Annotated in this window: 20 protein-coding genes and 1 pseudogene; 7 read left to right on the top strand and 14 right to left on the bottom strand. The window is 39.8% G+C overall.

Going from position 1 to position 25973, the window contains the following annotated elements; all coding sequences use genetic code 11:
• Nucleotides 1–5: 5 nt before the first annotated feature.
• The 5 genes from LVD51_RS15970 to LVD51_RS15950 all read right to left on the bottom strand — a co-directional run bounded on the left by LVD51_RS15970 (nt 6) and on the right by LVD51_RS15950 (nt 3609).
• On the bottom strand, nt 6–791 hold the full coding sequence (locus tag LVD51_RS15970) for an SDR family oxidoreductase (RefSeq protein ID WP_236972362.1): 786 nt from the start codon (nt 789–791) through the stop codon (nt 6–8).
• Nucleotides 788–1636 carry an amidohydrolase family protein gene (locus LVD51_RS15965; protein ID WP_236972361.1) on the bottom strand — a complete coding sequence of 283 codons (849 nt, stop codon included), beginning with the start codon at nt 1634–1636 and terminating at the stop codon, nt 788–790. The genes LVD51_RS15970 and LVD51_RS15965 overlap by 4 nt, the downstream gene beginning before the upstream one ends.
• Nucleotides 1623–1979 carry an L-rhamnose mutarotase gene (locus tag LVD51_RS15960; protein WP_394803185.1) on the bottom strand — a complete coding sequence of 119 codons (357 nt, stop codon included), beginning with the start codon at nt 1977–1979 and terminating at the stop codon, nt 1623–1625. Before LVD51_RS15960 ends, LVD51_RS15965 begins: the two co-directional genes overlap by 14 nt.
• A 13-nt stretch (nt 1980–1992) precedes the next feature.
• Complete coding sequence (locus tag LVD51_RS15955) at nt 1993–2838, bottom strand: fumarylacetoacetate hydrolase family protein (RefSeq protein ID WP_236972359.1); 846 nt, start codon at nt 2836–2838, stop codon at nt 1993–1995.
• 288 nt (nt 2839–3126) lie between these two features.
• Complete coding sequence (locus tag LVD51_RS15950; protein ID WP_236972358.1) at nt 3127–3609, bottom strand: hypothetical protein; 483 nt, start codon at nt 3607–3609, stop codon at nt 3127–3129.
• Between the two features lie 53 nt (nt 3610–3662).
• On the opposite strand from LVD51_RS15950, the gene LVD51_RS15945 reads away from it, so the two are divergent.
• A complete protein-coding gene (locus LVD51_RS15945) occupies nt 3663–4400 on the top strand; it encodes a copper homeostasis protein CutC (RefSeq protein WP_236972357.1) in 738 nt (245 codons plus the stop codon).
• 73 nt (nt 4401–4473) lie between these two features.
• Here the strand turns inward: LVD51_RS15945 and LVD51_RS15940 are convergent, their stop codons facing one another.
• Genes LVD51_RS15940 through dnaE form a run of 3 tightly spaced genes read right to left on the bottom strand, consistent with a single transcriptional unit; the run spans nt 4474 to nt 9123 of the window.
• Nucleotides 4474–5091 carry a thioredoxin family protein gene (locus LVD51_RS15940; RefSeq protein ID WP_236972356.1) on the bottom strand — a complete coding sequence of 206 codons (618 nt, stop codon included), beginning with the start codon at nt 5089–5091 and terminating at the stop codon, nt 4474–4476.
• Nucleotides 5088–5621, bottom strand: coding sequence for a TlpA family protein disulfide reductase (locus LVD51_RS15935; protein ID WP_236972355.1), 534 nt, complete (start codon nt 5619–5621; stop codon nt 5088–5090). The genes LVD51_RS15940 and LVD51_RS15935 overlap by 4 nt, the downstream gene beginning before the upstream one ends.
• Nucleotides 5566–9123: a DNA polymerase III subunit alpha gene (gene dnaE / locus LVD51_RS15930; RefSeq protein ID WP_236972354.1), complete on the bottom strand. Its 3558-nt coding sequence runs from the start codon at nt 9121–9123 to the stop codon at nt 5566–5568. Before dnaE ends, LVD51_RS15935 begins: the two co-directional genes overlap by 56 nt.
• A gap of 239 nt (nt 9124–9362) precedes the next feature.
• Here dnaE and LVD51_RS15925 point away from each other — a divergent pair, with 239 nt between their 5' ends.
• Together LVD51_RS15925 and LVD51_RS20040 are read left to right on the top strand one after the other, a co-directional pair.
• Complete coding sequence (locus LVD51_RS15925; RefSeq protein ID WP_236972353.1) at nt 9363–11213, top strand: ABC transporter ATP-binding protein; 1851 nt, start codon at nt 9363–9365, stop codon at nt 11211–11213.
• Nucleotides 11214–11920: 707 nt separating this feature from the next.
• Nucleotides 11921–12079, top strand: a pseudogene (locus tag LVD51_RS20040) (ABC transporter ATP-binding protein); the annotation flags it as partial.
• 1153 nt (nt 12080–13232) lie between these two features.
• Here LVD51_RS20040 and LVD51_RS15920 read toward each other — a convergent pair.
• Nucleotides 13233–14339 carry an AI-2E family transporter gene (locus LVD51_RS15920; RefSeq protein ID WP_236972352.1) on the bottom strand — a complete coding sequence of 369 codons (1107 nt, stop codon included), beginning with the start codon at nt 14337–14339 and terminating at the stop codon, nt 13233–13235.
• Nucleotides 14340–14430: 91 nt separating this feature from the next.
• Here LVD51_RS15920 and LVD51_RS15915 point away from each other — a divergent pair, with 91 nt between their 5' ends.
• Nucleotides 14431–15390: a glycoside hydrolase family 43 protein gene (locus LVD51_RS15915; protein WP_236972351.1), complete on the top strand. Its 960-nt coding sequence runs from the start codon at nt 14431–14433 to the stop codon at nt 15388–15390.
• Nucleotides 15391–15437: 47 nt separating this feature from the next.
• Here the strand turns inward: LVD51_RS15915 and LVD51_RS15910 are convergent, their stop codons facing one another.
• On the bottom strand, nt 15438–18080 hold the full coding sequence (locus tag LVD51_RS15910; protein ID WP_236972350.1) for a valine--tRNA ligase: 2643 nt from the start codon (nt 18078–18080) through the stop codon (nt 15438–15440).
• Nucleotides 18081–18396: 316 nt separating this feature from the next.
• On the opposite strand from LVD51_RS15910, the gene LVD51_RS15905 reads away from it, so the two are divergent.
• Nucleotides 18397–18942 (top strand): RNA polymerase sigma factor, encoded by a 546-nt coding sequence (locus tag LVD51_RS15905; RefSeq protein WP_236972349.1) that lies wholly within the window; start codon nt 18397–18399, stop codon nt 18940–18942.
• A gap of 19 nt (nt 18943–18961) precedes the next feature.
• Nucleotides 18962–19339, top strand: a complete 378-nt coding sequence (locus LVD51_RS15900) for a hypothetical protein (protein ID WP_236972348.1) — start codon at nt 18962–18964, stop codon at nt 19337–19339.
• 7 nt (nt 19340–19346) lie between these two features.
• Here LVD51_RS15900 and LVD51_RS15895 read toward each other — a convergent pair whose 3' ends face one another.
• Nucleotides 19347–19961 (bottom strand): hypothetical protein, encoded by a 615-nt coding sequence (locus LVD51_RS15895; RefSeq protein ID WP_236972347.1) that lies wholly within the window; start codon nt 19959–19961, stop codon nt 19347–19349.
• A gap of 88 nt (nt 19962–20049) precedes the next feature.
• Here LVD51_RS15895 and LVD51_RS20150 point away from each other — a divergent pair, with 88 nt between their 5' ends.
• Complete coding sequence (locus LVD51_RS20150; protein ID WP_236972346.1) at nt 20050–20967, top strand: OmpA/MotB family protein; 918 nt, start codon at nt 20050–20052, stop codon at nt 20965–20967.
• 994 nt (nt 20968–21961) lie between these two features.
• Here the strand turns inward: LVD51_RS20150 and LVD51_RS15885 are convergent.
• The 3 genes from LVD51_RS15885 to LVD51_RS15875 all read right to left on the bottom strand — a co-directional run bounded on the left by LVD51_RS15885 (nt 21962) and on the right by LVD51_RS15875 (nt 24695).
• Nucleotides 21962–23182 (bottom strand): DUF3089 domain-containing protein, encoded by a 1221-nt coding sequence (locus LVD51_RS15885; protein ID WP_236972345.1) that lies wholly within the window; start codon nt 23180–23182, stop codon nt 21962–21964.
• A gap of 435 nt (nt 23183–23617) precedes the next feature.
• Entirely contained in the window at nt 23618–23962 is a 345-nt protein-coding gene (locus LVD51_RS15880) for a DUF3024 domain-containing protein (protein ID WP_236972344.1), read from the bottom strand.
• Nucleotides 23963–24104: 142 nt separating this feature from the next.
• Nucleotides 24105–24695, bottom strand: a complete 591-nt coding sequence (locus LVD51_RS15875) for a hypothetical protein (RefSeq protein WP_236972343.1) — start codon at nt 24693–24695, stop codon at nt 24105–24107.
• Nucleotides 24696–25973 lie beyond the last annotated feature (1278 nt).

Raw genomic sequence — 25973 nt, 5'->3', positions numbered from 1 at the left:
CAATATTAGGTCAAAGATCTATCGAGATGGGTATAACCACCATCTACATACAGTATTTGTCCCGTCGTATGACCTGATTTGTCATTTGACAATAAAAATACGGTAGCATTGGCAATTTCCTCAGCTGTGGTAAATCTTTTTTCCAATGGAATTTTGCTAACAATAGAAGCCAATTTTTCCTCGGAATTGGGCAAACTATTGATCCATCTTTCGTACAGTGGCGTCCATACCTCTGCGGGGATGACGCAATTTACTCGGATACTATAAGGCAATAACTCTACGGCCCATTCTCTGGTCAATGCATTGACAGCTCCTTTCGACGCAGCATAACCAGAAGTATTCCCCTGACCTGTTTCTGCTACTTTAGATCCAATGTTGACAATGCTTCCCTTGCTGGCCTTCAAATGCGGTAAGGCATAATGAGCCAGGGCATAAAAATGGATAACATTGCGTTGAAAACTAGCCATAAACTCCTCTGGAGAACCATTTTCCAATGAAATACTATCATTGACACCAGCATTGTTAACCAAACCATCGATCCCGCCATGTTGTTCAACGACGTAATCTATTAAGGCTTTGCAACGTTCAGTATCGGTCAACTCTATTTGAAAATGATCGGCTTTTCCGCCCTTACTAACTATCTCACTGACCTTCTTTTCTCCGTCCACCGATTTACGTCCGGCGATAATCACTATGGCTCCTTCTTCGGCCAGCACATCGGAGATACTTCCTCCTATTCCTTTTGATCCTCCAGTGACAATGTATACTTTATTTTCTAATCCTAAATTCATGATTCATCTATTATTTGCTTTAAATAAAATTCTTCAGCCGAACGACTTAAGATATTTCGCTGATCTTCCTCTTCCCATACTTGAATATAGGTTTTGACCAGATCCAGTACTTCCTTGTATTGACCAGCGACCAAAGCCACAGGCCAATCGGAACCAAACATCAATCTATCACTGCTGAAATACTTAGTCACATGATCCAAATAAGGAAAAATATCTTTATCCGTCCATTGACTCCAATTGGCCTCTGTAATGAGACCCGACACCTTACAATACATCTGCTCGTAATTGGACAACTCTTTCATAATGGCAGCCCATCCGTCTATATAACCATCTTTGATGTAGGGTTTGGCCATATGATCAATAACCATGGGTTGATTGGGGAAAAGTTTGGCCAACTCCAATGCAGCGATCAATTGATGGGGATAGATTAAAATATCATAGGTATATCCCCGCTCAAAGATTATCTCCAATCCGCGAAGAAAATCCGGACGCAGCATAAACAAGGGATCTGACTCCCCCTGGACTACGTGTCTAAAGCCAGATAAATAGGTTTGGCTTTCAAACTCTTTCAAGTCTTCTTCCAAATTGGGGCTGCGCAGATCGATCCAACCGACCACACCTAGAATTGAATCGTTGTTTTCTGCTAAGTTCAGTAAAAATCTGGTTTCGTCTAATGATTGATCGGCCTGCACCGCTATCGTCCCTGACACTTTATTTTCTGCCAATATCCCCTGCAAGTCTTCCGGCAAAAAGTCGCGTTGGATCACAGACATTTCATCGTTAATCCAAGCATCTCGAACTGGGTTATAATTCCAATAATGTTGGTGGGCATCAATAATTTTCATAAAATTCTGTACTTTCTGTTTCAAAAATTTTATCCATCAGCACCCATTTCTCACCTTGCTTACACCCCGGGATCTGACGTTGATATTCCCACATCAATGTTTCCCATTCTTGTACTTTAGGATTGTCTGCATCGGCCTTGGCTTTTTGTTCAAATGAAAAATCATCCGTGACCGTCATAATCATAAACATGCGATAGCCGAAGCGATAGATTTCCATCTTCGTCACCCCACTATCGTGGATACTCTTCAATATCTCGGGCCACACAGCCTTGTGATATGCTTCATATTCGGCTATCTTCTTTTCGTCCGGTACGAGATCCAGCGCCAAACAATATTTTTTCACCTCAATTATTTAATTATGGGTGTTGAACTACATTTTGTTTGCTACTCCCTAAACCATCAATACCCAACTCCATGACATCTCCTGCCTTCAAGTATATCGGTGGATTGAAACCCAAACCAACTCCTGCAGGTGTACCAGTAGAGATAATATCTCCGGGTTCAAGGGTCATAAACTGACTTAAATAATGAATGATATAAGGTATATCAAAAACCAAGTTTTTAGTATTACCATCTTGGTATTTCTTATCGTTCACAGTCAACCACAAATTTAGTTGATTGATATCTCCCATTTCATCTGGAGTAGATATCCAAGGACCTATTGGCGCAAAAGTATCACAACTCTTTCCTTTCACCCATTGACCTCCTCTCTCCAATTGGAATCCTCTCTCGCTCACATCGTTGTGCAAGGTATAACCGGCAACGTGATCCAATGCATCTTCCAATGATACATAAGATGCTTTCTTACCGATCACTACAGCCAATTCAACTTCCCAATCGGTTTTCTCACTGTTTCTAGGGATTACCACATCGTCATAAGGTCCAACAACTGCGCTCGATGCTTTGAAAAATACAACTGGTTCTTTGGGCAATTCCATTCCAGATTCTGATGCGTGATCGGCGTAATTCAAACCGATGCAAATTATTTTTCCAGGACGGTGTACAGGAGCTGCCCAACGTACATCTGCCCCCACTTCTGTTAATTCTGCGCCGGCAACTGCTTCACTTAATTCTGCTAATTTATTAGCCGCAAAGAATTCGAAATCAAAATCCGAAACCAGATGACTGACATCATACCTCTTATTGTCGATTAACAATCCTGGTTTCTCGGCTCCAACTTCTCCAAATCGTATTAATTTCATAGTTTTTTTATCGATTATACATTAAAAAATATTAGCCCTAAACTATCCTTTTCCACTAAAATCAGAATTAAATAGCCAGGACTTTTTATAAAGCACTCAAATTAATTAAATAATTTTCGCTTTACCATAGAAAGCCCTCGATTTCTACTAATTTTATATTTTTCTAAACGGTATAATCGATCAAAGCCAAAAAAATTCCAATCCAACACAAGAAATCAATCTCTATTTGACCTTTAGGGCCAAAATAACCTATAATTCTTTTAGACTAAATCGATTTAAACCTCAATGCTATTTTATTTTTTCAGCAATATCGTATAGCTTCTTCACTTCGTCCAAGGTATAGATTCCCAACATCCCTGGTTGAACAATAAATTCCTTGCCCGCCTTCACAATTAAATAGCGAAAACCATAATTGACTAAGGTAGAATCCAATTGATTGGAATAAATGAATCCATTCTCTGATTCCTCTAATATTTCCTTAAAATAGGGATTGGCTTGGATAACCTCTTTTAAATCACTAACCGCATCTTTTTGATTGCGAAAGGCATCGGAATAAAACAGTTGAATCTCATAACCGTCTTCTCCCTTGAGGCTTACATCTTTCTGAATCCCCATATCACTAGAAAAAACAGTGACACTATCAGGGGCTAGAATCTCAATAGGGATCCCATATTCCAATAAATCTTTATACTTTAGATTGGTTTGATCGTTACCACATGCAAACATTGTGACAAAAATAAATGCAACAAAACCATAGATAATATTCTTCATACCGTATTTATTATTTAGTTTGGCAAAGATTATAAATTTTTCTGATACTACTTATGAAAATAGAGATAGCGGCAAATTCATTACAATCGGCTTTAATAGCAGATCAAGCGGGTGCTCATAGGATCGAATTATGTTCCAATTTAGAAATCGGTGGCACCACGCCCAGTCCCGGTCAAATACTATGTACCAAAGCCGAGGTCAAGATACCAATAAACGTACTCATTAGGCCTAGAGGTGGAGATTTTATTTACTCCCCTTCGGAAATGAAAGAAATATCCTCCACCATCCAATTTTGTAAAGAAGTTGGTGTTCACGGAATTGTTATAGGATTTGTAACCAAAGATGGTTGTATCGACATCGACAAAACCAAGGAAATAATAACACTGGCAGGCAACATGGACATTACCTTTCACCGAGCCTTCGATCAGTGCTTGGATCAAGAAAAAGCCCTAACCGATTTAATTGAACTCGGCATTCCCAGAGTATTGACTTCCGGCGGTAAGAATTCAGTCTCCGAAGGAGTCAAACAGCTTCAATCCCTAGTTAAGTTGGCCGGTGATGATATCATCGTAATGCCTGGGGGAGGAATCAATGAAAACAATATTCTAGATGTCTACGAATATACCCAAGCCAAGGAATTTCATCTCTCGGGGAAAATCGACGTTAAAAGCACAATGGAATATAGAAACAAATCACTAACCTTAGTGAATTTGGAAGATATTCACGATTACAATTATTTACAAACAAACGGTGAAAAAATAGAAAGACTGATTAAAAGAATTTCCCTTTAATATCCTATAATAGTTTAGTCAGCATTTTTAATTCTTATCCTATATGTAGAAGGAAGTATCAACCCCTGCCCGACTACGAACGCGGTTTAATCGTACATCCAATGGCTCTAGTTTCCTTTACCGTTGGGGCTTTATTCGATTGAACAGCTTCAATAGCAGCGTCAACATAATTGACTTTTACTCCTTCCTCACTCTGAGCATTGTCGTCGATGGCCCCTATATACTGAATTTTTTTAGCCGAATCCAACACATAGATTTGAGGTGTTTTTTTGGCACCAAAAAGGGCGTAAATCCCTTTAGTATCCACTAAATAAGGGAAAGGATAGCTCTTTTCTTCTGCTCTACTTCTCATTTCATCGGCACTATCACCGGGCTTAAGACTTGGATCATTGGGATTGATGGCAATCAAAGGAATTCCTTTTGCCTTGTATTTTTCACTCAATTGTATAATTCGATCTTCATACAACTTTGCATAGGGGCAAGTATTACAAGTAAAGACTACGATATATCCATTGGAACCATTATAATCTGACAGGGAAACCGTTTTGCCATCGAAATCTTTTAATGAAAAATCGGCAACTACATCACCTATTTTATAAGCGACAATATCATTATTTATCCCTAAAAATGTGCCTACGCCAGTCGCCATTAAGGCAATTAAACCACCAATTCCGTAAATTAAACCTTTCATATTTTTCCTGTTTTCGTAAAATTTTCAATTTCTTCTATAGTTGTAAACAATCCTTCATAGAAAAATCGTTCCCCTCTGGTCAAAACTAAACTGGCTGGTATAGCTCCCGACCATTGTTCCGCTACCTTGGGAATCCATGTATTCACATCGGGATCCGACAACAAATATACATCATGAGAGAGTTCTGTAGATTCCATAAAGGGAATTAATTTTGATGCGAGTTGATTTTCAAAATCCAGACTAATCAATACGATCTTCACATCTGGATGATTCATCGCAAAAGAATCTATTCGCGGCAATTCTTCGATACAAGGGGCACACCATGTCGCCCAAAAATTAATGAGTAAGGTATCCGATGATGATTCTATCAAGTCTTCCACATCTGCAAACTGTATCACTCCCTTAAAATTATCAGGGGATTGACTATTCCCATCAAATAGACCAAGTCCCAGAATTAATAATATATAGAGTGTTTTATGAAGCATTTCCCAACAAAACCTTGTATTGATGTCCTTTAAAAGCCAATTCATCCAATAAATCATTATCTACTGTCACCCCTTCGGTAGTAGTCTGAAATCCTACTTGCACATCGTTCTTCTCCTTGTCGAAAACGATTAATTTCAATTTTTGTTGTCCTGGATAATGACTGATAAAACTTTCTACCTCATGAATATACACTTCGTTGATGTCGGTAATAGGAACGATTAATTGAACTCCGACAATGGATTTGGCAGCTATTTCTCTTAAGAGATTGACCGATTCAATAGAATGTCTCACATCGCCCCCTCTGGTTTGATTAAAAGCTACCGACAACAGAAGGAAATTTCCCACTTCCAACAACCCCCTATTATTAAGGTAGGTCTTACCACTGATAAAAAACTCATAGGTTCCGCTGTAATCCTGAATCGTAAATACGCAGTATTCCAAACCACGCTTACTAATTCCCGCTCTCGCAGAAGTCACTAGCCCACCTACTTTGAATCTTCTACCGGCCACAATGTGATCTTCCATAGTCCTCAAATCGCAGTCCGTCATTTCCTTCAACAATCTACTGACTTGATCCAGGGGATGTCCGCTGGCGTATATGCCTACGATTTCTTTTTCCTTCTCCAGTTTATACATCAACTGCCAAGGCTCTACTTCTGGGGGGCTGGGCATTTGAAGGGTTACCGTAGATTCAAAGCCAAACAATGAGTTTTCCATTGAATTTTTGGCGTCTTTATACATATTCCCATATCGAACGATGTGTTCAATAAAGGTATCGTATTTGTCTGATGGTTCAAAATACTGCGCCCTATGAATATCGGGAAAAGTATCAAAGCCTCCGCCATAGACTAAATTTTCAATACTCTTCTTGTTGACCGTTCTCAAATTGATCCTCTTAATAAAATCTTCAACGCTTTGGAATTTACCATTCTGTTCGCGCTCTTCCACCAAAGATTTGGCCGCTGATTCCCCCACTCCTTTCAGTCCGTATAGACCGATTCTAATATTTCCATCAGGATTGACATCAAAATTTAATGAACTCTCATTGACATCAGGTCCCAATACATTAATCCCCATAGCCCGGCACTCTTTTAGGAAAAATTCCAACTTGGTGATATCCGAATAGTTGTGCATTAATACCGCTGCCATAAATTCGGCGGGATAATGGGCCTTGAGATAGGCCGTTTGAAAGGCCACTATGGCATAACAAGTAGAGTGTGACTTGTTAAAGGCATAGGCAGCAAATGCCTCCCAGTCCTTCCACACCTTCTCCAATACCTTGCGGGGGTGATTGCGTTCCTCTCCACCTTTTAAAAACAAAGGCCATAGTTCATCAATAATTTTTTTCTTCTTTTTACCCATACCCTTTCTCAGGATATCGGCTTGACCTTTACTAAATCCTGCCAATTTTTGCGAAAGTAGCATTACCTGTTCTTGATAAACGGTAATCCCATAAGTCTCGGCCAAGTATTCTTCCATATCGGCCAAATCGTAGACAATTTCCTCACGACCGTGTTTACGCTCGACAAAGTTGGGGATGTACTGCATCGGCCCCGGCCTATACAAGGCATTCATGGCAATTAAATCCTCAAATTTATTGGGTGCTAATAGTTTAAGGTTTTTTTGCATTCCGGGGGACTCGTACTGGAATACTCCGATGGTCTGACCTTTTTGAAATATTTTCTCATAAGTCAATTCATCGTCCAATGGAATTTTATCGGGATCAATATCTACATCGGGATAGCGCTTTTTAATCAGTTTAATGGCATCTTTAATAATGGTCAAGGTTTTCAAACCCAAAAAGTCCATTTTCAACAATCCGGCATCTTCCACCACTGAATTGTCAAACTGAGTGACCAATAAATCTGAATCTTTAGCTACCGAAACAGGAATAATTTCTCGAATATCCTTGGGAGTTATTATCACTCCACAAGCGTGAATCCCAGTGTTTCGAACCGAACCCTCTAGGTTTCTAGCCGTTCGCAACATCTCGCCTATAGGGCTGTCCTCTTCAGACATCTTGCGAATAAGCTGGGCTTTCTGTTCGTCCTCAGGAGATAAATCTCCTCGAATTTTCTCATCAATATTGCCCTTTTTCAACAACCTCTCCAAACTGGCCTTGGGGTGACTGGGATAATTTTTAGAAATCTGATTGACTTCAAATAAAGGAATATCCAAAACCCGCCCCACATCTCGAATTGACATTTTAGCCGCCATCGAACCATAGGTTATTATTTGAGCCACCTGATTGCGCCCGTACTTATCGACTACATAATCGATCACTTTACTTCGCCCCTCGTCATCAAAATCGATATCGATATCGGGCATGGACACCCTTTCTGGATTTAGAAATCTCTCAAACAGCAAATCGTATTTTATGGGATCTACATTGGTAATCCCCAGACAATAGGCCACAGCAGATCCAGCTGCCGATCCCCTGCCCGGTCCCACGGACACGCCCAGTTTCCGTGCAATCGTGGTAAAATCCTGGACGATCAAAAAATATCCAGCATATCCACTTCCATTGATTACACTCAATTCAAAATCCAGTCGTTCTCTGACCACTTCGTTGATTTCCTGATATCGCTTTTTACCTCCTTCATAGGTGATATGACGGAGATATTCTTCCTGGCTTGGAAATTCAGGGGGAACAGGAAAAGCAGGCACCAATATGTCCCGTGACAACTTGAGATGATCTATCTTGTCGTATATATCCATGGTATTCTCAATGGCCTGAGGAACATCGGCAAACAACTGCTGCATCTGGGCTTGAGTCTTAAAATAAAAGTCTGAACTCGGAAATTTAAACCTTTTATCCTCATTGACTTTATTCCCCGTATTGATACAGAGTAGAATATCATGGGCTTTCCAATCGCTTTCCTCCACATAGTGAGAATCGTTGGTAGCTATGGTTTTGACATTGTATTTCTTGGCCAACTTCAACAATTCTTGATTGATATCTTCTTGGCTCACTCCCCTGCCATCGATATCATCCAAACCGCGGTGGCGCTGCAATTCAATATAGTAATCTTCGCCAAACATTTCCAACCACCATTTCAAATTTTCCTCAGCCAAGGCCAGATCTCCAGCCAATATATTTTGTGGTAATTCTGCTCCAATACAGCAACTCGTGGCAATAATACCCTCGTGATATTTTTCCAATAATCCTTTATCGATACGAGGAAAATCATTGTACAGTCCTTCCATAAATCCCAAACTACACAGCATCGACAGGTTGCGATACCCGGTAATATTCTTGGCCAGTAACAACTGATGGTAACGTTTGTCTTTTTCTCCGGCTTTGCGAGAGAACGATTTTTTAAACCGGTCCTCTACTAAATAAAACTCACATCCCACTATGGGCTTAATCCCTCGCTTGTCGGCTTCCGCTACAAATTTAAAGGCGCCAAACATATTGCCGTGATCGGTTAAAGCAATGCCTTTTTGTCCGTCTTGGGCTGCCTTGTTCATCATCACATCGATCTTGGAGGCACCATCTAACAGGGAAAACTGAGTATGGCAATGAAGGTGTAGGAAATCTGACATAGGTTCGTATTTAGTATTACAAATATACTGAAATTATACGCCGTCTCAACAGTCATAAAGGAAGAACTTCACTCCCACACATGAATAGCTTGACTAATAATTCGAAGATATTCAATAATTTGAACTTAATTTACACGATGAATTTTTTTATTAAAATTCTCATCAATCACTTTTCCAGCCCCAATCCCTTTACAACTATTTATTACTTTTAATTGTATAAAATAACAAGTTAATATAATATGCCTCCACGAAAAAAACAACCACCAAAATTATCGCTAAAGGAGCAATGGCAAGCCATGGGCAATCTGCCGCGATTTCTTCGTTTGATATGGGAGACCCAACCGACTATGACGCTTTGGAATATTGGTCTCAGATTGGTGGCAGCCCTCCTACCTCTGGCCATACTATATGTGGGCAAAGAAATAATAGACACGGTTATTGCCTTAATGGAGGACAACCAAATGTCCAAGACCTACCTATGGTATATGTTGGGTTTAGAAGCCGGACTGGTCATCGTCCAAATTTTCCTAAGACAATTGATCCAACTAATCGATGGATTGCTCGGAGATTTGTTTAGCAACCATACCTCGGAAAAAATAATCCATCACGCAGCCACTCTCGATCTATACCAATTCGAGAATGCTGACTTTTATGACAAAATGGAACGCGCACGGCAACAAACCAATAGTAGGACGGTACTATTGTCTTTGGTCCTCACTCAGCTGCAGGAATTGATATCATTGTTGTCTCTGGCATTGGGACTTATTGTATTTAGTCCCTGGCTTATTATTCTCCTCATCATTGCGGTAATCCCCACATTTATCGGTGAAATGCACTTCAATATGCAGTCCTATTCACTGACTCGATCGTGGACACAAGAAAGAAGAGAACTCGATTATCTGCGTTTTTTAGGGGCATCAAATACGGCGGCCAAGGAAGTGAAAATCTTTAACCTAGCTCGTTTTCTCGCTCAGAGATTTAAGACCCTAGCTCACGAATACTATTTGGCCAATCGCAAACTCATCATTAAAAAATCCACTTGGGCCGGATTGCTTTCCGCATTGGGTAGTTTGGCCTATTATGGGGCCTATGTAGTCATCATTTTACAAACCATTCAAGGTCTAATCACCTTGGGAACACTGACATTTTTATCTGGAACTTTTAAGCGAATGCAATCTGGACTACAGGGTATCATGTTGAGATTCTCACAGATATCTTCACACTCCCTATATTTAACCGATTTATTTGACTTTTTTGAAATTCAACCCACCATAAAACAAAGTGCTGAAATGCTGCCTTTTCCCAATCCCATCAAAGAGGGATTTCGATTTGAAAATGTCGGATTTAAATATCCAGGAAGCAATATTTACGCCATAAAAAACATCAGTTTCACCATTGGAGCAAATGAAAAAATAGCGCTAGTTGGAGAAAATGGCGCTGGAAAAACCACTTTAATCAAGCTGCTATCACGATTATATGATCCCAGCGAAGGGAAAATATATGTGGACAACATTCCACTAGACCGCATCCAATTGGATGACTTGCGCAAAAATATTGGTATCATTTTTCAAGATTATATTCGACTGGACTTTACGGCAAAAGAAAATATAGCCATAGGCAATATTGATATCATTAGCAAAAATCAAAAAAATGGTCATCAGCTAAATGACATTATAGATTATGCAGCAGAAAAAAGTTTGGCTTCAGAAGTTGTCAGTGAATTGCCCAATGGGATTGATCAAATGCTGGGACGACGATTTAACGATGGAGTCGAATTATCAGGAGGACAATGGCAAAAAATAGCCTTAGCAAGGGCTTATGTAAGAGATGCCCAACTCTTTATACTCGACGAACCAACCTCTGCCCTAGATGCCAGAGCAGAACACGAAGTTTTCGAGCGCTTCACTGAATTAATGGTCAACAAGAGTGCCGTGATTATATCCCATAGATTTTCAACGGTGAGAATGGCTGATCGCATCCTGTTTTTGGAGCACGGTCAACTCATCGAAGAAGGATCTCATGATGAACTCATTGATATAGATGGGAAGTACGCTGAACTCTACGGATTGCAAGCCAAGGGCTACCAATAATACGACCTAGGACGAAATGAAAATATTGTGATAAATGTATACTGACGATTTGTAAGTCTTACAACCTAGATTTTGTATGTCTGAAGGATATTTTCATCTTGAAAACATACTCATGTCTCGGCCGGAGAACATAAGAGATACTGAGCAAAAAGTGTGACAAATCCATGACCATCACCATTCATGGTATCATTCAATTCACATCAATCATTGAATTTGATGGAAAAATGTTGTTTGCTGACGATAGAAATGAATTCCCTCGTCCCTTCAGGACTTTTTTCTAGGAAGGCATCCTTTTCATAGGGTTTCACCCTATGCTATTAGACTACGTCCCTTCAGGACTTTTTTCTTGTTATATTAGATTGGTTTACCCAAAGCCAGTGGCTAAACCCTAACGAATTACGGGGCGGTCACGCCTCGACGTAGATACACGATTGAATGAAGTAGTCTGAAAGACTACCAAATGCCCTTAATGGGTATTTGATAAAGGAGCCGAAACCTCCGCGTTTCGGGAGGGGTTCCAGCATAGCCGTAGCTACGGCGTAATTGAGTAAAGTTGCCAGAATGGCAACCAAAGGTCGTAAATCGACCTTTGACGAAGATGACTGAGCAAAGTTGCTCCTTAGAGCAACCAAATGTCCTTAAGGGACATTTGGCGAAGGAACCGAGACCACTGGGCTCGGGTGGGTAGGAGGCCACTGTGCCGAGGCGTGATTATATCCCATAGATTTTCAACGGTGAGAATGGCTGATCGCATCCTGTTTTTGGAGCACGGTCAACTCATCGAAGAAGGATCTCATGATGAACTCATTGATATAGATGGGAAGTACGCTGAACTCTACGGATTGCAAGCCAAGGGCTACCAATAATACGACCTAGGACGAAATGAAAATATTGTGATAAATGTATACTGACGATTTGTAAGTCTTACAATCTAGATTTTGCATGTCTGAAGAATATTTTTATCTAGAAAACATACTCATGTCTCGGCCGGGGGACATAAGAGATACTGGGCAAAAAGTGTGTCAAATCCATGACCATCACCATTCATGGTATCATACAATTCACATCAATCATTGAATTTGATAGAAAAATGTTGTTTGCTGACGATAGAAATGAATTCCCTCGTCCCTTCAGGACTTTTTTCTAGGAAGGCATCCTTTTCATAGGGTTTCACCCTATGCTATTAGACTACGTCCCTTCAGGACTTTTCTCTTGTTATATTATACGATTTACATTTTATGATGACGGAAAAGATTTCGAAAATATTTGGAGTTAGACGAGGCTAAAAACACAGGCATAGCCGTAGCTACGGCGAGTATTTTAAACGATGTAAAACTTCAAATAAATCGAAAGATAACCGAGTAAAGTACGAAGTACTGAAGGTAGTAAATCTACCTTCAACGAGGGCACCACGCCCCCCGTGTCGTGGGTGGGTGAGCTTATCAATTATAAATGTAATTCGTATTAGATTGGTTTGCCCAAAGCCAGTGGCTAAAAACCTATCGAATTATGTTGCTGTCATTCCTCGGAATGGTGATATAAAACCTATTAACATATATTGCGGTCACGCCGGAGCCAGCTTGATAAATAAGTCCTGAAAGGACAAAATATGTCAGCGTAGGGTGAAACCCTATGAATTAATTGTCATCTTGAAAAGAAGTCCTGAAAGGACGACATAATAGAATCGGGTGAATTCCTGACACATATTCTTATCTTTTAATATCAAAACCACACAGTCAGTTTTCATAAATACTAGTCATGCCGCAGTGGGCATGACTTCTCTAATCTGGCTTACCCACCCAAAGCCAGTGACTTTGGTGCCTTCGTCATTGGTAGATTGACTACCAATGGTCCTGTGGACCCTACTCAGTTAGATTTAGTCCATCGAGTTGCCCTTTGTGCAACTTCATTCGTTCACCTCGGCACAGTGGCAAAATACCTAACGAATTACGGGGCAATCACGCCTCGACGTAGAGACATGACCGAATGCAGTTTCACCAAGAGTTATTGTGATTTACATTACTTTCGATTTCTATATTGACTGGGGATCCGCCATTTTCTTTTTCTCCTGTTCTTGGACTTTTTATGAAGATACTGTTTTTCTGGCTCTCCTATCACAAAACCAAAAGCACTCCATTCTGGACTGGCATCCATGGCAACCTTCAATACTGCCATCATGGGCATGGCCAAAATTAGACCTGGCAAACCAAAAAGCATACTGCCCAACAACAAAGAAATAATGGCAAACATGGGATTGACGCTGACTTTTCCTCCTACTATATTGGGGGTAATAAAATTACCTTCAAAAAATTGAACCACTTGAAACCAAACCAAAACACCGACGGCGTACCATCCACTGTCCATAGTCACCAAGGCAAACACAGCCGGTAAAATCGACCCTATGGCTATCCCAATATAGGGAATCAATAACAACAGGGCAGCCAACACCCCGAAAAACCATGCGTACTGAATATTCATAACCCATAATCCGATGGTATTCAGCACGGCCACTATACCCATTACCGTGACCAACCCTAGAATATAACTTTGGATCACATAATAGATTCGATTCAAGGTATTGGACACCTTATCCTCAGGAGTATTGGGAAAAGCTCGGTAAAAAAAGGCAACAAAAAAATCGCGATAGTACAACATAAAAAATATATACAATGGCATTAATACAAAGTTGGCCACTGTATTGCCCGCAGAACTAAATAACACCGATACATATCCCGTCACAGAATTGATAAGATCTTGAGATTGTTCCTTAATCCACTCCCATACGTCGGTGGGCTGAAGATTGAACCTTGTCATAAAGAAATTTTCCAAAGCCGAGATAATCTCTGTATACTTTTCTTGAAATTGATAATCAATACTGCCAATAATAATAACTTGATTTACAATAAACCAAACTATTCCACTAATCACTATAAAAGCGATCAATACCGTAAGAGCAGCAGCCAGTATACTGGGCACTTTTTTCTTTTCCAAAAACACCGTAAGTGGACATAGAATAACAGATATTAAACTGGCAAAAAGCAATGGCACCAAAACGCCCTGCAATAAATACATTGCACCAATAATTATGGTAACAGAAACTAATTTGGCCGCGGTGGATTGCTTCATGTGGTTAAAAATAACAGAAATTAAACGATAAAAACATAAAATTATATCTTTATCTAAGATATAATTAAAATCATTTAATTCCATTAATCCTATGAAACGGAAACAAATTAATTTCGATTCCAGAAAAACAATCACCCTCCTTTTAATCGGATTTATCCTCCCCCTATACAGTCAATCGGATTCGGCATATCTTTTCACCTATTTTAAAAACAATGGAGAAGACGGATTACATATAGCCTATAGTGACAATGGAATAGAATGGATAAGCCTCAATCAGGATCAATCAATATTGCAACCCGTGGTAGGCGAAGACAAACTGATGCGCGATCCATGTATGATTCAAGGTCCGGACGGCAGCTATCACATGGTGTGGACGGTGAGTTGGGGTGAAAAAGGCATTGGCTATGCCTCCACCAAAGACCTCATTCATTGGTCCGATCAAAAATTTATCCCGGTGATGGATGACGAAGATTCAGCCCTCAATTGCTGGGCGCCAGAAATCATTTACGATGACAACAAGAAGCGATATATGATATATTGGTCGACGACTATTCCCGGCAAATTCCCCAAAACCGATAACAGTGGGGACAAAAATTACAATCATCGCATGTATTATACTCTAACCGATGATTTCGAGACTTTTAGCCCTACGAAGTTGCTATACGATGATGGGTTCAATGTAATTGACGGCGTTATCGTCCCCGTCGACAAGGGCTATAAAATGATCGTGAAAGATGAAACCAAATATCCCGAGGCCAAAAAAAATCTTCGTATAACTTCCAGCAAAAGAATGAATAAAGGGTATGGCCCTGCCTTGCCCAGTTTTTCCCCTTCATGGATAGAAGGACCAACAGTATTAAAAATAGGAAAGGAATATATCGTCTATTACGATGAATATACCAGACATAGAATGGGTGCAATGAAAACCTCGGATTGGCAAACTTGGACAGACATCTCTGATCAAATATCTTTCCCCAAAGGCCTGCGTCACGGAACAGCCCTCACGATTCCCAAATCCCTGCTGTCTCAACTCTTAAAACAATATCCCTAAAAAAGCAGAAGGCAAGGATAAACCTTGCCTCTTGATATTGATTATCTTTACTTAAGCCGAGCCAAACTCTCTTCCAACATGGACACCCTCGCTTGTCCATCACTTAATTTTTTGCGCTCTTTGTCCACTACCGCCGCTGGTGCATTATTTACAAACTTGGCATTGCTCAGTTTTCCCGAGATCGATTTTACAAAACCGAGGGCATAATCCAATTCTGCTTTTAATTTTGCCCGCTCTTCTTCTACATCCATAGCTGGCAATATCACAAAAGCTTTTACCGTCTGTGCGACAATATTGGCATGAGGTACTTCTGGAGCGGCATCTACGATTTCCAGTTCTTCTACAACGGCCATTTTAAGCAACAATTCACGCAATCCCGCATTGGACAATAATTCCTTACTTTCCACACCTGCCAACATTTTCATGGTCAAGGGGTCACGCTGTTTGATCTGATTCTTATTTCTCAAATCCCTGACATTGGACACCAAATCTTTGACCAATTCAAAAGATGAAAATAGCGAAGAATCAATATTGCCTTGCTTCGGCCACTGAGCCACCATTACGTGATCGTCACTAGATCTCTCCCTTAAATTTTGATAAATTTCTTCCGTAATAAAAGGCATAAATGGATGAAGAGCAATCATCAATTCCTCATAAATATTTAATATTCTTTCATAACTCGCACGATCAATGGGATGACCATAGGGAGGTTTTACCATCTCCAAAAACCATGAGAAAAATTCATTCCATATAAAATTGTACAATTTCTTAGCTACCTCAGATAGACGATATTGTTCAAACTCTTGATCCAATTCGGCCAAGAGAGCCTGAAATTGGTTGCTGATCCAATCTAATGCCGTTGTCCGCATCAATACATCGCGGTCATCTACTCCGGCATCATCTACCGTCCAACCTTTGATCAATCGAAGACCATTCCACATTTTATTACAGAAGTTACGACCTTGTTCACAGAGCTTGTCGTCAAACAACAAATCTCCACCTGCAGGTGAAGATGACAGTAGTCCAAATCGTACTCCATCAGCCCCATAATCCGCCAATAATTGAAGGGCATCTGGTGAATTACCCAATGATTTACTCATTTTTCGGCGCTGTTTATCCCTCACCATTCCCGTGAAATACACTTCTTTAAACGGACGTTCTCCTTTCCACTCATAACCTGCCATCACCATTCGAGCGACCCAAAGAAATATAATATCCCATCCCGTCACCAAGGTGGCCGTAGGGTAATAATAATCCACCTCGGCATTGCTTCTCATACCATTGAAAACCGAGAAAGGCCACAACCAACTGGAGAACCAAGTATCCAACACATCTTCATCCTGTCGAAGATCATCGATGGTCAGTTGTGTCTCTGGAAATTTCTCCTGCATTTGAGCCAAAGCTTCTTCTGGACTGGCAGCCGCTACTATCTCGTCTTGGTAATAATAGGCCGGAATTCTATGCCCCCACCACAACTGTCTCGAAATACACCAATCGCGGATGTTTTCCATCCAATGTCGATAAGTGTTTTTCATGTTTTCAGGAAAAAACCGAATGACATCATCCATTACGGCCTTCAATGCCGGCTCGGCCAATGCTTCCGTATTCACATACCATTGCAAAGAAAGTCGAGGCTCAACAACGGCTTTTGTCCGTTCTGAACGTCCTACATTGTTGACATATTCTTCTACTTTTATCAAAAATCCCTTTTCTTCCAATTCTTTCACGATGGCCTTTCTCACCTCGAATCGATCCTGGCCAGCATAGTGCAGACCGTCGGCATTTAGGGTAGCATCTTCTTCAAAAATATTAATCACTTCCAAATTGTGACGCTGACCTATTTCATAGTCATTGACATCGTGTGCCGGAGTGACTTTCAATGCTCCGGTTCCAAACTCGCGATCTACGTAATCGTCAAAAATAACGGGGACTGCTCGATTGACTATCGGCACCACGACCGACTGCCCCTTTAATCCCGCATATCGATCGTCCTCAGGATGAACCGCCACACCGGTATCGGCCAAAATAGTCTCAGGTCTGGTAGTGGCTATTACTACGTAGTCGTCACTGTCGGCCACTGGATATTTGAGGTGATACAATTTAGAATTTTCCTCTGAATACAGAACTTCCTCATTGGACAAAACAGTCTTGGCTTCTGGATCCCAATTCACCATTCTCAACCCCCGGTACAATTTTCCCGAATTATACATATCGATAAAGGCTTGAATCACCTGCTCAGATCTAGACTCATCCATGGTAAATGCGGTCCGAGACCAATCGCAAGATGCACCGAGTTTTTTCAGTTGATGGAGAATTATCCCTCCATACTTATCCGTCCATTCCCATGCATAGGTTAAGAACTCTTCTCGTGTAAGATCACCCTTCTTCATCCCCTTTTCTCGCAACCATTGAACGACCTTGGCCTCAGTTGCTATAGAAGCGTGATCGGTACCGGGCACCCAACAAGCATTTTTCCCATCCAGTCGCGCTTTTCGAATCAAAATATCCTGAATCGAATTGTTCAACATATGACCCATATGTAAAATACCTGTCACATTGGGCGGAGGAATTACTATCGCATAAGGCTCTCTTTCATCGGGCACCGAAGAAAAATAATCCTTTTCCATCCACTCATTATACCATTTATCTTCTACACTGGAAGCATCATATTTTGAAGCTAGTTCTGCCATAACCACATTTTATATTTATAGGCAAATATATTATTTCTTTTGATTAGCATGAAATTTTATAAATCCCCATAATCCTTACCCCATTTTCTCAAACCCCTGGCTTGGCAAACCTGAAATTCATTTATATTAACCTTCCTTTGTATTATTTTTTATAGAAAAAATGCTTACCTCTTGATACAGTACTCATTAAACCATTTTTCGACCTCTCCTCATAATGCGCTTTAATCATATCCCCTGTAGAGTTCCCCTACTCCCAGAGAAAAAATAAGACTTACGTACAACATTTTACCTATTTTGTTCATCTAATAATAAATGTATGGAGGTAGATAAATTAATTACAGGGCTCAAAAAAGGCAATAGAGTAGATCAAAAAAAGCTCTACGACACCTATGCCCCGTTATTTATGTCTATCGGGATTCGGTATTTAAAAAACGTTGAAGAAGCCGAAGATGCATTGGCAGAAGCATTTATTAAGATATTCACCAAGATTACCTCCTACAAAAACGAAGGCAGTTTTGAAGGATGGATTAAGCGGATTATGATTAATGAATGCTTAATGAAAATTAGGAAGAATAAGCGAAATCTTCTACATATACCCTTAGATGATCTTGAAATAGCCATAGATCCCGAAGCGATCGCCCGACTCAATGCCGACGAGTTATTACAGACCATAGCCGAACTTCCGGAAGGCTATAGAACGATATTTAACTTGTACGCCATCGAAGGATATAAACACAGAGAAATAGCTGAGATTTTAAACATTAGTATTCATACATCGAAATCGCAATTGATCATGGCTAAGAAAAAATTGCAGAGTATTTTAAAAAAAAATCAAAGCGCTAACAATAAAAAGACGATGTAAGTCATCTAAATAATTGAACATGAAAAATTTACAAGATAAATTACACGGACATAGTATAAACCCCAGCCCCTTGGTGTGGGAAAAAATAGATGCTGAATTAAAGATTAAAAAATTGCAGCAGAAAAATATGCGTTTCAAACAAGGACTTGCCGTGGCCGCCACTGTTCTCCTGTTGTTGGTATCCTACTTCACCATCCAAACCTCTTCCTCTATTCCCTATGAAATCAAAAGTTTGGACATTCCCAAGCATCAAGAAATGGTATCAAACCTCTATTCTTCTTCGAACTTGGATTTAATTCAAGAAAAATATCACAACAAGAAAGGCAAATTGCTACCCAACTATCAAATATTAGCCGACAAACCATTGATGGTCAATAAGAATAAATCTAATCACTAAATTATTGCTAAAGATTACTCGTTATAAAATCACTCGTATTGATGGGCAACCATTGAATTCGTTCTATGGATCTGATATTGTATTGACGTTCTAGCCAATATTGAATAAAATAGCGGTATTCATCGCAGATGGTAAACCATTCGTCAAAGTCCATACAGTGATCCAATTGATCGGACTCATCCACAGGCTTAAAAATCACGATACTCTCTTTATTGTTAATTTGCAATTGAGCCAAGGGCATGACGGCAACAACATCGCCAGGTCTTTTGTCCTTGCTCATCAGAAAATAATTGCCGACAATATTTTTTTCTTCTCTTCGATATACGACCTTTCCACTGTGAAGTGGTCCCGGCAAAAATTTTCTTTCCATCAGTTTATCCACGGCATACCAAGCAGAAGTTTGAAAGTCATATTTGCGATATCGATAGCTTCCTGCTGGGTTTTCGACTAGAAACATTAATTGCATAGAATCACTAAAAACACTATCTTCCAAATAGATGGTGGGCGGCAATTCATCCAATTTACTGGTCTTATCACCGGATTCGACGGGATTAACAGAATGTTTACAAGATGTTAATAGCCCTAGTATCAGTATAATAATAAAATTATAATCGTTTAGCATTAAATATATAGTTATTAATCTACTGCCAATATTATTAAATTTTATATTTGCATTTGTAATTTTAAGGAATATGTATCAAAAAATTTTTGTGATTTTCATTTTTGCGTGGTTACTCAGTTCTTGTGTACCCACAAAAAAATATGAAGAATTGGATAAACGCTACCGATCAGCAGATCGAAAAGTAACCCAATTGCAAAAATCGAATGAATACAATGAGAAGGTTATCGCCGATCTCGAACAGAAAGCAGCACTCTTGGAAAACCTTCGCGAAGAACTCAACGAAACCAAGCAAAAATTAGCTTCCCTGGAAGGCAGTCACCAACAATTGCAAAAATCATATGACAATGCATTGGTGGAAAAAGATAAACTTATCACGACCTATTCCGAAGATATGGCCGCTTTCAGTAGAGAATTGGCCACGAAGGAAAAAGATCTCAACGATCAAAAAGTTAGCCTGGACAGCTTAATGAGGGATATCGAAATGCGTGAGCGAAAGTTAACCCAATTGCGGGACGAGTCCAATCAGCAAAAGGAGCAAATGGACATGTTGAAATCTACCATTACCGAAGCTTTAAATAGTTTTTCTAAGACGGACTTATCCATCCGTGAAAAAGATGGCAAAATATACGTGAGTTTGAGTCAAGAACTTCTTTTTGCCAAAGGTTCAAACGTAATTGACAACCAAGGTCGAAAAGCATTGATTCAGTTGGCCAGTGTATTGCGAGACAATCGCGAGATCAATATCAATGTAGAGGGTCATACCGATTCCGATGGCACACCGTTTAGAAATTGGCAGCTCAGTGTAGAACGCGCAACTGCCGTCGTTCAAATATTGACGGCCAATGGTCTGAACCCAGAACGAATCATCGCATCGGGTAGAGCATTCTACAGTCCTGTCGCGCCCAATGATACGGAAGAGAATAAAAACCTCAATCGTCGGACTGAAATCATCCTCGAACCCAATCTCGAAATCCTCTATAAACTCTTTGAGAACGAAGGCAGTTAACCACAGAGGAAGCCACCATTTAATACTCCGTGTATAATCGTCGGTTATATTTCGAATAATCGATGTTATTCATCTTATGAGCTATTGTAATCTAGCCTTAGTCGAAGGTAAAACACTGTCGATTTATGGGGCAGTCACGACTGAACGTAGAGACATGACCGAATGCAGCTCAAAGAGCCAAATGCCTACTAAAGGCATTTGATGAGGGAACCGAGGGATTATTCCCTCGAGTGGGTGAGATGTATCGGCATCAAACAATGATGATTTGGCGGACTTTTTGCATTGTCAATCTTCTGACAAGAAGAGATCATATCTTTTCATTCCCTGTAATGATATAATAGGATAGATTGGGCAAAAAGTGTGACAAATCCATGAGGATCAACATTCATGTTATCATTCAATTCACATCAATCATTGATTTTAATAGAAAAATGTTGTTTGCTGACGATAGAAATGAATTCCCTCGTCCCTTCAGGACTTTTTTCTAGGAAGGCATCCTTTTCATAGGGTTTCACCCTATGCTATTAGACTACGTCCACTTCGACCAAGCTCAGTGCGCCGCTTTCAGGACTTTTCTCTTGTTATATTATACGATTTACATTTTATGATGACGGAAAAGATTTCGAAAATATTTGGAGTTAGACGAGGCTAAAAACACAGGCATAGCCGTAGCTACGGCGAGTATTTTAAACGATGTAAAACTTCAAATAAATCGAAAGATAACCGAGTAAAGTACGAAGTACTGAAGGTAGTAAATCTACCTTCAACGAGGGCACCACGACCCCCGTGTCGTGGGTGGGTAAGCTTATAAATTATAAATGTAATTCGTATTAGATTGGTTTGCCCAAAGCCAGTGGCTTTGGAGCTTTCGTCATTGGTAGATTGACTACCAATGGTCCTGCGGACCCTACTCAGTTAGATTTAGTCCATCGGGTTGCCCTTTGTGCAACTTCATTCGTTCACCTCGACACAGTGGCCTCCATTCATTATCTATTCAATTACTGCAACCTTGGATTTTTGCATCTATTTGCTCCATTAAAGCCCATAGATAGATGTGGTAATCTTTTACATGATAACCCCATACCGGATAATTAAAAGTGTTTTTTTCATCCAATAATTCATTGGGCCTATCGTCATCTATTTGCGGTTTATGATCTATACTCAATGCAACTCTTTCCCTGTCCTCCCTCTTAAACCTTGCAGTATATAGACCATTGAATGCAATAAAATTATTCCCGGGACTGAAGTTGTAACTGGCATCAGGGGTAATATAATTTATTAACTCACTGGGATTTTCTCCGTAATAGCTAAAATCTTGAACCAACCAATCTTCGTTTTCATTATACGCCCGATAAACCAGACCGCTATTGATGAGATATGGATTAAACTGAGGCATGGCATAATTCACACTGGCCAAGGATCGATCTTCATCAAAACTGGCCCAAGTATTGATACATCCACATTGATCTGTCGTGGTACACAGAGGAATGTTTTCATAAAAACCGCCTTTGTATTGTCCATTATCGGCAAAAATAAACCTCATTCCTCCAAGGGCAGCGGTGACCAATTGACTTCTTAGATTTTCATCGTTATCAAATACATCTCTCAACAACAGTGAAAGCAAATAAGAACCTTGGGAATGTCCAGCCAAAATGATCTTATTTCCATTGTTGTAATGGTCCAAATAATGGAGAAAGGCAGCCTTGACATCACTATAGGAAGTGGCGATAATATTGGCCTGCTCTTCTTTGTCCACATTGGATTGATAGGTTTTACCCGTTGATTGTCGATATTTCGGCGCAAACATTCTACCGTATTTGGCGAGTAGACCGCCTTGGGCCAAAACCGTTCCGGCGATTTGAAAGTCAATTTGATCTTCAATGTCGATATTTTCCGGTTTTGCATTTTGAGTCAATACCGTGGGATGTACAAAAAACACATCGATACCGGTATTGGTCACAGAGTTATTGGTAATGGGAATGATCTGCTCTACTTCTAAATCTTTATCTATGACGGCAATATCGAGCTTAAAATTAGGTAAAATCGTTGTTTTATTTGGATGAAATACCCAATTATCATTTGAGTTGTAATTAACCGTCGATTCAGGGATGTCGATGGTTTCTAATTCTGGCATTTCTTCAGGTTCGACCACATCGTCATTAGAACATGACAAAAACATACTTAGTAATAGAAAAAAAACTACTTGGTTATTCATGTTTCAATATTTACGGGGGTTCTGCTATATAGATACAAAATAAACAAATTGGTTTAATGATGAAAATCCCAATCTATATTTAATTCATGGGTATGCATTAAAACTCATATAAAAACCTCAAGAATAGCTACATCCTTATTCTGTAAAAATATATTGGCAATTAAAATCAATTTCTTTCGATTCAATCCATTTGCTGATAATATCTCACCACTCTTCGGTTCTCTTTTTCTAATGCCTACCTTCTTACTACTAGATCGTCTCTTTAAAGAATCAGGTATTAAATTATCAACCTATTTGAAAACCTCTAGAGAAGGAAATTTAAATAACATCATACGATTACATAATTACATCTCCTCCATTTCGTATAAATCATAATCACCGTAATACCCTTACATCAATATACCCCCAATTTCTTTAACCATCATTCGATTGGCATTATCCCAAAAAGCAAGAGAATTTATCTTGTCTTATTTCCTCAATTATTTTATCCAAATGATTGGATTTAGGAAGGGCTTCATAAAGTTCCCATTTACCGTTACCGCGCTTCCAAAACAAACTCCATTCTTGTCTAGTTTTATAAAACCTAATTTTAGCATACTCCAAATTCTGGTATTCATTTGGTTTGTTCCAAATCGGTCTTATGGTATAAAGAATAAAAACATTATTTTCATATGAATATCCAAAATCGAGCTTAGCGCGAATTTCAGGATCCTCGGGTCGCAACGAATTAACGTATTGTTTAATAGTCGATTCGTTTATATCTATAGTGGTGTTTTTCATTATTATCCGTTTTTACTTCAGCTTTCACAAATGGTTAGATAGATACTGAAACATCTAAGCTAAGAATTAATAATCGAATAAAAAATACTTTAGGATTTACTCCACATGAAAATATAAAAATAAAATCTGAGGGCAGAACCCACTACTCGTTACAAATACCCCAGCCCACGGAATAGCTTCCATCAGCATTACGCTTATAACTATTGTAGCTTCCCCCCACAGCAAAACTGCCATCGGGATTGCTTTTATAGCCATTATATCGGCCACCCACAGCATAACTGCCATCTGGATTTCTTTTGTATCCTGTATAAGCGCCCCCACATACATAGGTCCCATCTGGATTGCGTTTAAAACCATTATATTTTCCCCCAAGGACGAAACTCCCGTCTGGATTTATTTTATAACCATTATAAGCGCCACCGCATACATAGGTCCCATCTGGATTGCGTTTATACCCGTTATAGGCACCGCCACATGCATAAGTGCCGTCAGGATTCCGTTTGTATCCATTGTAGGCACCGCCACATACATAACTGCCGTCTGCGTTTCTAATATAACTTTTGTACCCCCCTCCTACGGCATAACTTCCATCATCGTTTTTCTTATAGCTGTCATAGCATCCGCCAACGGAATAGCTTCCATCAGGATTTCGTTTATACCCGTCGTATTGTGAATAGGCATTACTTACTAGGCAAAAAAAAGCGAGGATTAAAATACAAGATTTCAATTTCATAATGTTTCTTTTTATATAGGTACAAAGTGCTCTGCCAGGAGTACTTTGCGAGGGTTCAGTTAAATTTAACAAATAAAAACCAAATGGTAATCATGGACCATCTATAGAAGGAAGAATAATCCACTAATTTTTAGCCATTAATCAACTTTTCATAAAAGTACTGCATTCTGTCATACTCGTTCACCTCCTGTGGCATGACGACGCATCATTATAGTAAATTAAATTATAGCTATAAAAAACATATTAATAAGTCTCAATCTACAATATTTTAGACAGGACCGAATTTCGTTGCTCTCTTGAGCAACTTTATTCAGTCGTGTACTTCATTCGTTCACTCCGGCGTGATTGCCCCGTAATTCGTTAGGGTTTAGCCCCTGGCTTTGGGTAAACCAATCTAATATAACAAGAGAAAAGTCCTGAAAGGACGTAGTCTTATAGCATAGGGTGAAACCCTATGAAAAGGATGACTCCCTAGAAAAAAGTCCTGAAGGGACGAGGGAATTCATTTCTATCCACAGCAAACATCATGTTTCTTTCAAAATCGAAGATTGATGTGAATTGATTGATAAGATGAATGGTGATGCATATGGATTTGTCACACTTTTTGCCCAGTATCTCTTATGTCCCCCGCTGGCGGGATGACTGAATGCAGTTGCACGAAGTGCAACCCAATTGATTAAATATCAATTGGATGAAGGAACCGAGGCCATTGCGCCGAGGCGTGACTGCCCCGTAAATCTACAGCAAACATCATTTTTCTATCAAATTCAATGATTGATGTGAATTGAATGATAAGATGAATGGTGATGCATATGGATTTGTCACATCTCATCTTTATGGAATCTCGTCGCGGCGTAGTGGCTAACCCACCAACGACGCAGTGGTCGTGGTTCCTAAACAACTACTTTATTGCTGGGTGAAATCAAGTTGGTAACTATTGATATTAATGTACTCTCGTCACAGCACAGTGGCTGCGACTTCACTCCCCGTAGACCGATTAACGGTCTACGATGCTTTGCATTTTGGTCGTTCACACCCGAAACACGCTGGTTTCGGCGCCTTCATCAAATACCCTTTTACGGTATTTGGTCACTGCGTGACTACATTCAGTTGTTTTCAGATTTGTATTTTTAGATGCTGATTCGCAGCGCATCATAACTCAAACTTAATTCTCGATTTGACAACTATCTTTAGGCCAGCCCACCCGAAACACGCTGGTTTCGGCGCCTTCATCAAATACCCTTTTACGGTATTTGGTCACTGCGTGACTACATTCAG

It is taken from the genome of Membranihabitans marinus (assembly GCF_021729155.1).
GTDB lineage: Bacteria > Bacteroidota > Bacteroidia > Chitinophagales > Saprospiraceae > Membranihabitans > Membranihabitans marinus.
Note: the sequence above shows the minus strand (reverse complement) of the source record. Positions and strands in the feature narration are given on the sequence as shown.